This is a genomic window from Nitrospirae bacterium CG2_30_53_67, assembly GCA_001873285.1.
Classification (GTDB): Bacteria; CG2-30-53-67; CG2-30-53-67; order CG2-30-53-67; family CG2-30-53-67; genus CG2-30-53-67.
The window spans coordinates 1-12,953 of sequence record MNYV01000040.1 but is presented as its reverse complement, the minus strand read 5'-3'; the positions used below and the strand labels follow the sequence as shown (position 1 = coordinate 12,953).

Annotated in this window: 10 protein-coding genes and 1 pseudogene; 3 read left to right on the top strand and 8 right to left on the bottom strand. The window is 52.8% G+C overall.

Annotated features, from left to right (window positions below; all coding sequences use genetic code 11):
• Nucleotides 1–327: 327 nt before the first annotated feature.
• The 8 genes from AUK29_02340 to AUK29_02305 form a co-directional block, all read right to left on the bottom strand.
• Complete coding sequence (locus tag AUK29_02340; GenBank protein ID OIP65671.1) at nucleotides 328–678, bottom strand: hypothetical protein; 351 nt, start codon at nucleotides 676–678, stop codon at nucleotides 328–330.
• Between the two features lie 303 nt (nucleotides 679–981).
• A complete protein-coding gene (locus tag AUK29_02335; GenBank protein ID OIP65670.1) occupies nucleotides 982–1,611 on the bottom strand; it encodes a hypothetical protein in 630 nt (209 codons plus the stop codon).
• Entirely contained in the window at nucleotides 1,608–2,693 is a 1,086-nt protein-coding gene (locus AUK29_02330; GenBank protein ID OIP65669.1) for a hypothetical protein, read from the bottom strand. The genes AUK29_02335 and AUK29_02330 overlap by 4 nt, the downstream gene beginning before the upstream one ends.
• Nucleotides 2,694–3,686: 993 nt before the next feature.
• Entirely contained in the window at nucleotides 3,687–4,088 is a 402-nt protein-coding gene (locus AUK29_02325) for a VapC toxin family PIN domain ribonuclease (protein ID OIP65668.1), read from the bottom strand.
• Nucleotides 4,088–4,315, bottom strand: coding sequence for an antitoxin (locus tag AUK29_02320; GenBank protein OIP65667.1), 228 nt, complete (start codon nucleotides 4,313–4,315; stop codon nucleotides 4,088–4,090). The genes AUK29_02325 and AUK29_02320 overlap by 1 nt, the downstream gene beginning before the upstream one ends.
• Nucleotides 4,316–4,399: 84 nt before the next feature.
• Nucleotides 4,400–5,347, bottom strand: a complete 948-nt coding sequence (locus tag AUK29_02315) for a hypothetical protein (GenBank protein ID OIP65666.1) — start codon at nucleotides 5,345–5,347, stop codon at nucleotides 4,400–4,402.
• 33 nt (nucleotides 5,348–5,380) lie between these two features.
• Nucleotides 5,381–7,057 (bottom strand): hypothetical protein, encoded by a 1,677-nt coding sequence (locus AUK29_02310; protein OIP65665.1) that lies wholly within the window; start codon nucleotides 7,055–7,057, stop codon nucleotides 5,381–5,383.
• A 76-nt stretch (nucleotides 7,058–7,133) separates the two neighbouring features.
• On the bottom strand, nucleotides 7,134–8,918 hold the full coding sequence (locus AUK29_02305; protein OIP65664.1) for a hypothetical protein: 1,785 nt from the start codon (nucleotides 8,916–8,918) through the stop codon (nucleotides 7,134–7,136).
• Between the two features lie 317 nt (nucleotides 8,919–9,235).
• On the opposite strand from AUK29_02305, the gene AUK29_02300 reads away from it, so the two are divergent.
• The 3 genes and pseudogenes from AUK29_02300 (at nucleotide 9,236) to AUK29_02290 (ending at nucleotide 12,886) form a co-directional block, all read left to right on the top strand.
• Entirely contained in the window at nucleotides 9,236–10,222 is a 987-nt protein-coding gene (locus tag AUK29_02300; protein OIP65663.1) for a hypothetical protein, read from the top strand.
• Nucleotides 10,209–10,733, top strand: coding sequence for a hypothetical protein (locus AUK29_02295; GenBank protein OIP65662.1), 525 nt, complete (start codon nucleotides 10,209–10,211; stop codon nucleotides 10,731–10,733). The genes AUK29_02300 and AUK29_02295 overlap by 14 nt, the downstream gene beginning before the upstream one ends.
• A gap of 296 nt (nucleotides 10,734–11,029) precedes the next feature.
• A pseudogene (locus AUK29_02290) lies at nucleotides 11,030–12,886 on the top strand (cyclic beta 1-2 glucan synthetase).
• Nucleotides 12,887–12,953: the final 67 nt, after the last annotated feature.

Sequence of the window (12,953 nt, the reverse complement as noted above, 5' to 3'; positions counted from 1 at the left end):
TTATTTTTCTATCTTTAGGTTTCATATTGGAAGAATTTATGCAGAATGAATGTCTCATTACAAGTGCCCTAACAATAAATGGGCGCTGTCCCTATTTAATCTACATCAAGGGAGGGGAGGCCCACTGGCAGTTCCCTCGCCCCTTGTGGGAGAGGGTAAGGGTGAGGGGTAAAGCATTCCGGTTAACTGCATACTCCAGTAATTGTCAAACTCTAAGAGTCCCCCGGCAGAGCCGGGGGTTTGCCCTTATTTAATCATCGGTGCTGTTTAGTGCCTGCTCGAATGAGGCCATATGTCATGAATAACCTCGCGAGGAACCGGCTGCACTTAAAATACGGCGCCTTTGGGGTATCCGAATTTTGTTACAACTCTCCAGTTCTCCTGAGGCTCGCCGCTGATGCTGCCAAACCAGATAAGATATATGTTTCCCTCATCTATATATTGCCATTCCTCAAAGGAGGCGCCTGGCTTCAGCACACTTAGCAAAGCTTCCTGCGGTCCGAAGAATGGCGATTGAGGAACCACGCCTGCATCGGCCCTTTCCGGCTTCCCCATGATGCTTTTAATGTTCTGTCTGGACATACCGGTTTGTATGGACGAAAAGTTCTGCTCAAGTGTTCGTGTTGAGGCACAGGCAAGAGACAAAGAGACGACAAAAACCGGCATGATAATTTGCATCGGACATTTCATTTTCATGCAATCCAACTTTTAGATAGCTTCATTTTCTTCATTCACCTTATTCCTGCATTCCCGAACTACATCATTCAGCCTGTTTTTGGGCCTTCCTCCATCTCACAAATGCTGAACAGCCACCATCTCGCGGCCTTGCGTCCGCCGCGAGGCTGCCTGTCGAAACTGACGAATCGCTCAGTCATGATCACTGCTCCAACGCTCGCCATAACCGGCGTGCAAAAGCAGAGAGAAGCGGCGCTTTTGCACGCCCGAGTTGATGGCGTTGTTAGCTGCAAATATGCAGTACCATCAATATGTCCAGCTTTTATACTGCGGGGCATTCAAAAGGCACATTGTTCCGGTTGTCGCATCAGCGAATATGCACCACGTTGAAGTGCATCCGGGAATAACGCTGTGCCCTCGCTGCCCCTTGATACGCACAGTTGCTTCGTTTAAACATTGGTTGCATCCCTTGGCTACACACGTTGAGGAAAGCGGTGTGCCGTCGGCACATTGCGTAATCCCATTACTGCAAACCACGCCACCATGTGATGAGCAACAGCCTTGGCAGTCAGAATTGTTCCCTTTGGTCAACGCCATATAGGTATAGTACTGCACACCATCTTGCAGATCGGCTGCTCTTGCGGAGCCAATAGTAAAAGTGTCTATGTCATCCGAAAACGGCGTATCATAATACTTGGCTGGTAGATTGCTTGACCAATAACCATCATAATCAGCAAAAGCATTATTGTAGACTTGGGTCTCATGTTCATAAGTCTCGTCATCACCATACTGTCCACTGAGCGATGAGAATATAAACCGATTGTAGGTTTTTGATTGATTGACGCTGCTATATCCAGATACAGGCGCCCACGGTTCGCCTGCAAATGCAGGAACTGCCATACAAAACACGACAAACAGAAAAAATAGCTTTTTCATTTTCTATCCTCCGTGATTTCAGGAATGAAAGTTTCATTATCTGGGACAAGCGGAATTGCAATCTTTGTCGTTGGGTATACGTTGGCAATTTCATCTTCCACTGAGCCACCCCATAACGGGTCAACAAGCCTAATTTTCCTATCATTGCTTGTAAGTGCTTGTAATTGCTTTGCAGTTGCGGCTACACGCACGCCATAAAACGGGACTCCTTTGCTATGGAAAACCGAGTTCATGTCATTTGCATTTTGTTGGAATGCCAGCTCTGACTGCATTTGTACATCACTTATGCCTTGTTGGCGCAAATTGGTAACTTGCATATTTGCGTCTTCCTGTAGCTCTGCGATGAATCGCTCGTGATGTGCCGCTGCTGACTTGATAGCCAATTCAATCGCTTCCCCCTGTTTTAAATCATACCCGCCACCGTTCTCTTTCCATCCAATGTTAAGAGTAACTGGATCCAATTGGTTTTCGTTCACAAGCGCAATAACCTGATCAGCAGACAAATATCCTTTGAACGATATTTGCGCATGAAGCTCTTTGTTAGGGTTTTCTTCTGATAGTTTTGATAGTGCTTCGTGTCGTTTATTGATGTAGCTATCAATTGCGCTCTTGGATTTGTTAGCCGGCGTGAAAAACATCCTGGCGCGCTGATTGGTAATTTTTACTTGTCCAGAGAACTCGGAAATGGCAATGTCGCCATTGGCAGACTGCGTTTTGCCTTTTGGTAATACATGCAACGCAGATACGGTAAGCCCATCGTAAACCATTGCGTAATTTGCTCCAGCAATACGCCTCAACAACTGAATTAACGAAATATTCTTCACATTAATCGAGACGGGTCGCTTCTTTGATGCGCCATCAATATAAATATCAACATTTGTCGTCTCACGAATTCTTGATAGCAGCATCTCTAATGGGGCTGACTGGGATATAACGCTAAAAGTGCCGTCTGGATGAGCCGTAAACTGCAATACCCCTGCTTTTTCGCTATCATCAGCCGCCAATGCAAACGTCGTAACTATGGAGCTGATAATCAATAGCAACACCAGCAATTGCCTTGTGCAACAACGATGACTGTTCATTCTATTACCTCCTTTTTTTTGAGCAGCTAACGTCACCGTTCACCCGGCCGAGGGACGGCGCGAAGCGCCGCTCCCGAGGATCGGGTGCAACGGTTTGTTAGCTGCCTTCCGGCATCAACCAAAGACTTCATCCGGTGAAACCGATTGCCAGCGCGTTCCGCTGAGCTTGAACAGTTCGAGTTTCTCTGCACGCCGCCACTCCGCCAGAATGACATGCTTTGCCTTGTGATGTTTGGCGACCCCTTTTAAGCGGGCAAGGTCATCCAGCGTGGGTCGCGGGGCAGAACCTCCTTTCGTCTGAATCAGGACGATCTCGAAAAGGTCACCGCGCTTGAGGCCAGGGCCATCATGGCGGTGATCCTTTCACTAAAAATAGGGACAGCACCCATTTATTGTTAGGGCACTTGTAATGAGACATTCATTCTGCATAAATTCTTCCAATATGAAACCTAAAGATAGAAAAATAAATGGGCGCTGTCCCTATTTATTGCCATTGCCTTGCCCCTATTTATTGCCACCCGGCCGTGTACAGGATCGTTATGACATGGGACATAGGACTGCCGCCTCCGTCCTCCGCGTGCACATAACGTATGGCGTTTTATCCGTAGCGCCGAGAGGCATTTCGGATAAAACGTGTTGGACTGAACCGCTCTACGAGTCGTGGACCTGAAAATAATCGTTAAGTATTCATTTATCAAGTTCTACGGAATTTGTAAAGGGAATTGTGGCCGGCGGGTGTGCGACAAAAATGTGGGTACACATCAGGATTATATATGGTTGTCATTGTCCGGCTTGACCGGACAATCCAGTTTCTAATGTCTGGATTCCCCGATCGAGTCGGGGAATGACGCTCTCAGAGAAATATTTACCCATAAATTTGTCACACACCCGTGGCGGGCGGATCACAGCGGAATAACCTATGAGGAGGGGAAGTTTTCGGTAGTCGAGAGAAATATGGGATCCGTTCAATCGCACGGACTCCGCATGAGAATCTCACACGGTCCAATCCACGACCTTCAAACTTTTAATCCGTCTGAACTCCCTGGTGTTGTTCGTGACGAGCGTTATGCCGAGGCTCAGGGCGTGCGCTCCGATCTGCGTATCCAGTGATCCAATCGGAGTTCCGGCTTTTTCGAGCGCTGCTCTGACCGTGCCGTATGCTTGCGCTGCTTTCTCATCAAAATCCGCAACTTCAAGAGGAAGAAGAAATTCTTCCAGAGCTGCCCGGTTTTTCTCGACGTGCTGACTTTTTGCCGCACCATACTGGAGTTCAGCGAGTGTTATGACGGAGATACCGATGTCTCCTATGGAATGCGATTTAAAATGCTTCAGGACTTTTGGGGGTTTCTGTTTGATGAGGTAAATGCACGTATTTGTATCGAGCATGAACTTCATCAGAACTCCTCCCGAACCTGTGTGCCCGGCTGTTTGCGTTCAGCCATGAATTCATCGGAAAACTTGCCGAGGCTTTTGAATAGAGAATCCCATGAGTTCTTTGCCGGGATCAACACAACGGCGTTTCCGGACTTTTTGACGAACACGTGGTCGTCTTCAAATCTGAACTCCTTGGGCAGACGGACGGCCTGACTCCGGCCGTTTTGAAAGAGTTTTGCGGTTTTCATAACATCCCTCCCAAAGTATATATTTTAAATATATACCCTGCTGCGCCGGTTTGCAAGCAGTGATTTCACGGCGCAAGGCCGGACCTACCGGTAATCCAGGGACTGGACCATCTTTCCGTTGAGATAGACCTCGACCACGGCCTTTCCTGAAATCTCAAGGGGGAGCTCGATAAGGCTCCCGGGAAGCTTGCGTTCCGAAAAGACACGCCGCCTCCCCTGCCGGTCTTCCACAAACAGATCGGCATCCACGGGCATGAGCCCGAAAGGAATACGGTAGGAAAAGGGGATCCGGGTGACGGTGACGCCGGTCTGGGCGGACGATTCCCGATGGACCACAAGGCTGACGGGGGTCTCTTGGCTCACGGGATAGCCGAAGGCGGGAGACTGGTTGAGGACCCGGTTCTCCACCACGCCTTCAGTATATACCTCGTACCGGACGTTCCCTATCGGGAGCCTTGCGGACTCGAGAAGGGCCACGGCCTGGTTGAAATCCATGCCGATGAGGTCGGGCATACTATAAACGGAGAGACGGGGCCCGGCGCTCGCCAGCAGGTCCACAGCGTTCTCTCTGACATCCACGGTCAAGGGCATGGGGTTCTGCGAAAGGATGGTGCCTTCTTCTTCATGCGCATGGACGCGTGTGGTCAGGCCGGCGGAGAGGCCGTTCTGTTTCAGGATGAGCTCTGCCTTGCGGAGTGTAGTCCCCCTCACGTCAGGGATGGCAATGTCACGGGCGCCGAGGCTCACGACCACCTCGATGTTTCGGTCCACCTTCAGCTCGACGCCGGGCTTGGGGTCCTGACCCAGGATCCCGTTCCGAGGGACAGCGGAGTCGTACTCCTCCCGGACCACTCGGAGGTCGAGGCCGATCTTCCCCACTTCCTTGAGGGCGTCCACCACGTTCTTGCCCTGAAGATCGGGCGCCGTGACGGTATGCCCGGAGGTGGCCAGCCAGATGGTGATCCTCGCAGCAATATAGAAGACGATGAGGAGGCCGATGAATTTCACCATGAATTTCAGATACCGCCGCATGATTCTCCCTTTCTCACAGTGTTCTCGGGCAGCCTATCTCTCATGTTCCCTCTTGTCCCGGCCTGCCGGAACGGTGCGCTTTTTTTTCTTTCTCCCGATGTCCATCCACAAATGGAACCCGTAGGTGGTGTGTATGGGGATGAAGATCACCCCAATCATGACCAGCACGGAAAGGGCCAGGCCGCCGATCAGGAGGGTGAATCTGTGATGGGCAACGTAGAGGATGGACGTGGTCAGGGCGATGCCCACGGCAAAGATGCCGATCATGGCCCTTCGGAAGACCCTGGCCACATACTCTTCGGTCTGGGTAATGCTCACCGGATGGATCCGGACACGAAGCTCCTCACGGCGCATGGTGCGCATCAGTTCGGGCGCGTCCCTGTAGATCTCCTTCAGGGTGTTGAACTCCTTCTTGGCCTGCTCGCAGACGGAGAGGTCCTTCTCCTCCTTGAGCATCTGCTTGACCACGGGGACGATGTCTTTCACGGCATTGAAATCATACCGGTACTGGGTCCCGATCCCCTCCACAAGGGCCGCGGTCTTAAAGATGTAGACCAGATTGCCCGGCAGTTCAAAGGGGAAGGCGTAAAAACTCTCGATCACCTCAAAGGCGATCTCCTGGACCCGCTTCTGGCTGATCCCCTCCTGGGTCAGGATGTCAAACATGGTCTCAGCGGCCTCCCTGAGGATGGCGGGACTGAGCTCCCGGTTGGCGATTCCGAGGTTGTAATACCCCTGAATCAGCCGGTCGAAATCCCTCCGGGCGCCGGCCATGGTGGTGTCGATCAGCTCCTTCCGGGTCTTGGCATCCAGTTCCACCACCAGGCCGTAATCGAGCAGCACGATCCTTTCGTCATTCGTCACCAGGATATTTCCGGGATGGGGGTCGGCATGGATGACCCCGTCGATCAGGATCTGCTGCGTGTAGATCCGGATCAGTTTGGAGAGGACCCGGTCCACGTGGATCCCCGCCTTCTTTAGTTTTTCAAACTCGGTGATCTTGATCCCATGGTAAAAATGCATGACCAGGATGCGGTGGGTGGTGAGTTCCGGAAAGAACTCGGGAATGATGATGTCCGGACGGTCCTTCATCAGTTCCTGGAACCGCCTGATGTTCATGGACTCCTGCTCAAAGTCCATTTCTTCATAGATGGTCCTGGAAAATTCGTCCACCGTGACCTGGAGCGCACGGAGCTGGTTGGACTGAATCAGTTGGTTCAGGACGCCGAGGATCCACTGGATGATCTTGAGGTCCATGGTCACCATCTCATGGATGCCGGGCCTCTGCACCTTGACCGCGACCTCCTTTCCCCGGTACTTCGCTACATGCACCTGGCCGAGTGAGGCCGCGGCCAGGGGCTCGGGATCAAATTCCTCAAAGACCTTGTCGAAGGGCTGTTGATACTCGGTCTCGATGACCTTCTTGACCTTGGCCAGGGAGATCGGCGGGACCTCGTCGTGGAGCTTGGAGAGTTCCCGGAGGTAGATGGGCGGGAGGATGTCCGACCGTGTGGAGAGGACCTGCGTCAGCTTGATGAAGGAAGGCCCGAGGGAGGCGATCTTCGCGGTCAGCTTCCGAGCGCGTTCATGGTGGAATTCAAGACCGGCCTTTCTTCGAGGCCCGAAAAAGAGAAACCGCCGGAAGTCCAATAGGAACGAGACGATAAAAGGAAAGGCCGCAAAAAAGATGGTCAGGTTACGCCGTATCATCCGTAATATTCTTTCTCCAGTGCAGGCGGATGGAAATAAAATCCGATGATGTAACCGACCCGTGCACGGGAAAGGCTCAGGAGTAGTTCTGGGCCAGGTATTTCAACCAGTCTTCCTCAAGGCCGTTATAATCCGACCCTACGGCAGACCGCAGGGCGGACTCGACGTCTGCCCCGCCCGACAGATCCGAAAGAAGCTTCTGGACGGCATAGATTCCGTGCGCCTTGATGATGTGATCGACCACCGTGTAGCTCTCAGTATAGGCCATGGCCGCCGCTTTTGCATCCAAATTCAGAAATGACCCTTCAAGTTTTTTTAAAGGAATGAAATCCCTGGTCTTAAGAATCAGACCGGCATTGCCTGCGATTCCATCCTCCGGTTCCCCTTCGAAGTATTGGGCCAGCCCTTCGTTCAGCCAGGTCGGACAGCGGGCGCCCGTCATCTGGTGGATGACCGCATGGGTGTACTCGTGCGTCACGACCCGTTCCAGGGTCCGGCTCTTCTCTGTGAGCCCGCCGATGGGGATGCGGATTTTCCCGTCGTACAGGCCCTTTGCCCAACCCGGCGTCTGCGTGACGTTCCGGAATTCCTCATCCGAGTAGAGGATGGTCACCACGTGTTCCGAAGGGTAGTAATTCAGCTCCGCTCCGATTTTACGATAGGCGCCCTCCAAAAGCTCCACCACCAGGTATCCGGCCTCCATGTTTTGCGAGCCGTCGAAACGGACATCAAAATGCTCCCCTTCCCGTGTGTCGAACCCCTGCTCCACGGTCGCCTCCCGGCCCGCCTTGTTCACCATATCCCGTATGCGGGAATCGTCCGGGTTTCCGGCAAGATAGATCTTCAAAAACTTGAGCCCTTCTTCCAGCTTGTTCTGTTTGTAGAGGATCTCCCCCAGGATACGGTCCACTTCGAGATCATCCGGCGCCCGTTTGATGTAGGTCTTGAAATACCCGGCGGCTCTGCTCTCATCCTGCAGGCTCAATGCCGACATCCCCATGAGCTTGTAGAGTTCAGGGGACTGGTCCGAAACCTTCAGGGCCTCTTTGAAAGACTGGATCGACTGTTCATAGGCCTTGCCCTGCAGGTGTCTGTAACCCTGCATGAGCCAGGCACGGTAGAGGTTCTGAAGGATGGTCGCATCGCCGGGAATCAGCTTCCTGGCCGATTCAAAGGACTGGACCGCCTCCTCGTAGGCCCCCTGGTCCATCAGGGAGACCCCCTCATTGTTCAACCGGACCCCTTCCTGGTCCAGATTCTCGGATGCAGAGATCTTCTCCGGGGCGCTGACCTGGGGCGTCACAGCCTCCTTTCCCGGAACAGGCGGGGTCAGCCGAGAGGCGATCTTCTGCACCGCCCTCTGGACCGTCTTCCGCTCACGGCTGAAGTCGTGAAAATAGGCCAGGTAAACCGCTGCGGTCAGAGAGAGGAGAAACAGGAACAGATAGACCCTGCTTGCCCGTGCGGAGGTCCCTGCCGGGGCGTGGGCTGCGGGCTCTTCTTCCTCCTTGATGATTTTCCGGGCGATACCCCGGTCCTTCATCTGCCTGTTCCGAAGTTCAACGATCCCTCCTCGGCTCTCCAGATCCTCTCTTAACTGATGGGCGCGGGCCGATACCATCCCTTTGGTCAGCGGAACGGGAAGGCTTGACAGGCGGGATAGAAGGTCTTCCCGCGATTTAAGAAATGAATGCTGCAACAGGAAATCAATGACCTTATCGTATGATAAGGGGTCCGAAAAACCCATGAGGAAGATGTCGCAGACCTGGTCGGTGGAAGCTGGTAAATCCCCTTTCATCCCGCAGACGGGGCAAAGTACCGTCTCCGGTTCAATCTTATTGGCACATTCTGGGCAATACACGGATAACCCCTTTATTTCCCATTGTTTTTCACATTCTAAACGATTCAGAGGAGAGAGTCAACCTCTCTATTATTGAGGTTCTCATCATAGAAACGACATCGTATTTCGAAACTATTAATAATGTCACCAGGGATTTAACATCAAATATTTATAGATAGTATCTAAGAATTGTATAAAAAAAATCTTGGGGACATTCTTGACCCCATGAAGGAATGTTGTTTTCTGTAGAAATAAGTCAACGTAATCAACAACGTTCCCGTCCCCAAAGTCCAAAAAATCCTACAGGCGGTTTCATGTTCTATGTTATAATAATAACAATGAGAAAATCCGTATATGAACGGGTCTACGGCCAGAACGAATTAAAGGAGATGATCTGCCGATGGCAGGGCGCAGAACATGTCCCTTCAAGGATCAGGATCATCACGGATACCTCGGATTTTTTTCATGTGGATTATGATGATGCGCTGATTCTGAATGACAGGCCTTATCTGATGCGGAACAATGAAAAGGAAGGCCGATTCGGTCTGAACGATGAACCCAAGTACTGGGTCCGGCATGCCGTTGACCTTCTCAGCGGAGAGATCAAGGTTATTAAAATGGTATTCCATGAAAAGTTCAAGATCCGCGTGGGGAAGATCACGTTCGACTGCATCCGGAGCCCCCTCAAGGAGGCCCGCATCCTCGGCATCGTGGAAGGTCATCCCCATTTCATGCAGGGGTTTGCCGTGAAGGATGCTGCCGGCAATATCATACGGATACTGGACTATATCCACGGAGCCAAGCTGTCCGACAAGATCCACGGAATGAGTCCCAGCCACGAGGATTATTTCTTCCATCATTTCCCGTCCGTGCTGAATGTCTATATCGAGATGGTGAAAGCCATCGGGTTTCTTCATAACCGGGGTGAAAAACACGGAGACATCCGGGGCGATCATCTGATTCTGGATAATCAGACAGGGAATTATCGATGGATCGACTTCGATTTCAATTATTTTCACAGGGAGAGTTTCGCAGGCTATGACCTTTTCGGCTTGGGCAATCTGCTGACTTACATTACCGCGCAGAAGTATCTGACATTACAGAATCTGGTGGAAAACGACTCGCCGGCGTTAAGGCATTTGACGCAGAACGACCTGAATGTCATCTTTCGCAATCGGGTTTCCAATCTGCAGAAGGTCTATCCCTATATACCCGACTCCCTGAATCTGATCCTGCTCCATTTTTCCCAGGGCGCCCATGTGTTCTACGAAAGCGCTTCTGAGCTGTTATCGGATCTGATGGAGGTGAAAAATGAACTACACTGATCAAAACACAGGAACCCTCTATTCTTCTGAAACCGAGAAGAATGATCCCCTGAATCCGGTCAAGGACAGGCATATCCTCATCGCCGTGGACGAATCCGAAAGTTCAAAACGCGCGGGGCTTTATGTGGCCGACTTTCTCGGCGACTCTCCCGGATTCCGGGCGACCATCCTCCATCTCATCTCCATCCCGGAGATGGATGAGTTCCGCTCGGATGAAGAACGGGAAAAATGGATAGCCCAGCGCCGGGATCATGTAAAGGCCATACTCGATACCTACCGACGCATGCTGATCCAGGCCGGATTCCCTGAGGAAAAGGTGGAAGTCCGGATTGTGGCGCGGGAGTGCCTCTCCATCGCCGAAGTCATTATTGAGGAACAGCACCGGTTGGGTTCCTGCACCGTGGTGGTTGCAAGACACAGGATCTCAAGGCAGGAGGAGTTCCTCTTCGGAAGCACGACCAACAAACTCCTGCACATGCCCAAAAGCTGCTCCCTCTGGATCATTGAGTAAACACCGTAGAACGTTGAGGGCGGAATCTTCCACCTTGACAACTCTTTCTGACAGAGCGTGAGCTTTCAATAAAACATGGCATCATCCCTCCGAAGACCTTCATTTTCTTCGGACCTCCCGGCGCCGGACAAGACCCATTTTGTCAAAACGATAGCGGGTATGCTTCCGTGGTGGTATATTGATATCTTACCCGGCATGTTTATGGCCGACGGCGTAGAGAGGTTAGGCGCCGATCTTCACGCGATGATGGAAAAAGCGAGAACCCTTTTGTTTTCAGAAAGAAGGAGACCACGAAGTTGAAGGTGAGCAACAAGACCCTACTCGGAAGCCTGCCGCATTTGCGTTCGATCTTCGGCGGAACAGACCTGGCACAGAAGTACGCCGGCGACAAGCCGCCACTGCGATCGGAATTGTTCAGCAGAGACCAGATGGAACAGCATGGCAAGATCCTGGCGGCCTCGCACAAGTTGACTCCGGGGCATGCGCCCGACCAGCTTCTATCGCGGCTTTCTGAGAATGAAGGCGTCCTGGTCTCTGCCCGCAACCTGCTGGCCGATGCTGTCAAGGCAGACCTCCGGATTACGCCGGCAGGCGAGTGGCTGCTCGACAACTTCTATCTGATCGAAGAACAGATCCGCACGGCCAGGAGGCACTTGCCGAAGGGTTACAGCCGGGAATTGCCGCGCTTGCTGAACGGCCCCTCGGAGGGGATTCCACGCGTCTATGACATTGCGCTGGAGACGATCTCTCATGGAGATGGCAGGGTGGACCCGGAAAATCTGAGCAGTTTCGTTGCAGCCTACCAGACGGTGAGCGTCCTGAAGCTGGGAGAATTGTGGGCGATCCCCATCATGCTGCGCCTGGCGCTGATTGAGAATCTCCGGCGCGTCGGGGCCCGGATCGCTGCCAACATGATCGAACGAAACCGCGCCGCCCAATGGGCGGAACAGATGACGGAGGTCGCGGAGAAGGACCCGAATAGCCTGATCCTGGTCATTGCGGACATGGTGCGGTCGGACCCGCCCATGGTGAGTTCGTTTGTTGCGGAATTTACCCGCCGGCTGCAGGGACAGAGCCCTGCTCTGGCATTGCCGCTCACCTGGATTGAGCAGAGGCTCTCCGAATTCGGCCTGACGATAGAGCAGTCGGTGCATTCGGAGAACCGGCAACAGGCCGCTGACCAGGTTTCCATAAGCAACAGCATCGGCAGCCTCCGTTTTCTGGGGGCGATGAATTGGATCGAGTTCGTAGAGAGGATGAGCTCGGTCGAACAGGTGTTGCGTGAGGACCCCGCCGGAGTCTATGGCAAGATGGATTTTGCCACCCGTGATCACTACCGTCACGTCGTGGAGAAGATAGCGAAGAGCAGCCGGTTATCGGAAGGCGAAGTGGCAGCCGAAGCGGTCCGGCTCGCTCATGAGAGCACGGCCAATAAAGACGGCGCTCGCGGCAGAGATGATCGCGAGGCTCATGTGGGCTATTACCTGATCGACAAGGGATCTCCGCAGCTTGAAGAGCTGGCACATGTGCGATTCTCTTTCTCCGGCGCCATTCGGAAAGCGGGTTCCCGGTTCCCTTTGCTCCTCTATCTGGGCACGATCACGCTCATGACGGCGATTTTCACCGGGGGGTTACTGACGAAGGCGCATAGTGATGGCTTACACAATGGGCTGCTCGTAATGACCGGTATCCTCTCATTGCTGTGTGCAAGTCAGCTCGCGGTTGCAGTGGTGAACTGGCTTGCGACATTGCTGGTCATTCCGCAGCCGCTGCCGAGAATGGACTACTCCAAAGGGATCCCGCCGGAATCGCGCACCCTGGCCGTGATCCCGACCATGCTCATAAGCGCTCAAAATATCGAGGACCTGATAGAGGCGCTGGAAGTCCGGTTTCTGGCAAATAGGGACGAGAACCTGCACTTCGGCCTGCTGACTGATTTTCAGGACGCGGCAGAGGAAACACTGCCGGAGGACGAACCGCTGTTGCTGCTGGCCCGGCAGAGAATTGAAGAACTGAATGAAAAGTACAGGAATGCAAAAGGCGATACGTTCTTCCTTTTTCACCGCCCTCGACGATGGAATGCCCGGGACCGGATCTGGATGGGTTATGAGCGCAAGAGAGGGAAGCTTGCGGATCTGAATGCCTTATTGCGCTGCAGGACGAATAACGCCCCCGCCTTCGGCGCCCCCTCTTATCTTAAGAGGGGGAAGGGGGAGTTAA

Bases quoted from the DNA above. Each gene is read 5' to 3' on its own strand.
- AUK29_02340 (OIP65671.1), bottom strand. From the start codon at position 678: ATGCAAATTATCATGCCGGTTTTTGTCGTCTCTTTGTCTCTTGCCTGT.
- AUK29_02335 (OIP65670.1), bottom strand. From the start codon at position 1,611: ATGAAAAAGCTATTTTTTCTGTTTGTCGTGTTTTGTATGGCAGTTCCT.
- AUK29_02330 (OIP65669.1), bottom strand. From the start codon at position 2,693: ATGAACAGTCATCGTTGTTGCACAAGGCAATTGCTGGTGTTGCTATTG.
- AUK29_02325 (OIP65668.1), bottom strand. From the start codon at position 4,088: ATGAAGTTCATGCTCGATACAAATACGTGCATTTACCTCATCAAACAG.
- AUK29_02320 (OIP65667.1), bottom strand. From the start codon at position 4,315: ATGAAAACCGCAAAACTCTTTCAAAACGGCCGGAGTCAGGCCGTCCGT.
- AUK29_02315 (OIP65666.1), bottom strand. From the start codon at position 5,347: ATGCGGCGGTATCTGAAATTCATGGTGAAATTCATCGGCCTCCTCATC.
- AUK29_02310 (OIP65665.1), bottom strand. From the start codon at position 7,057: ATGATACGGCGTAACCTGACCATCTTTTTTGCGGCCTTTCCTTTTATC.
- AUK29_02300 (OIP65663.1), top strand. From the start codon at position 9,236: ATGAGAAAATCCGTATATGAACGGGTCTACGGCCAGAACGAATTAAAG.
- AUK29_02295 (OIP65662.1), top strand. From the start codon at position 10,209: ATGAACTACACTGATCAAAACACAGGAACCCTCTATTCTTCTGAAACC.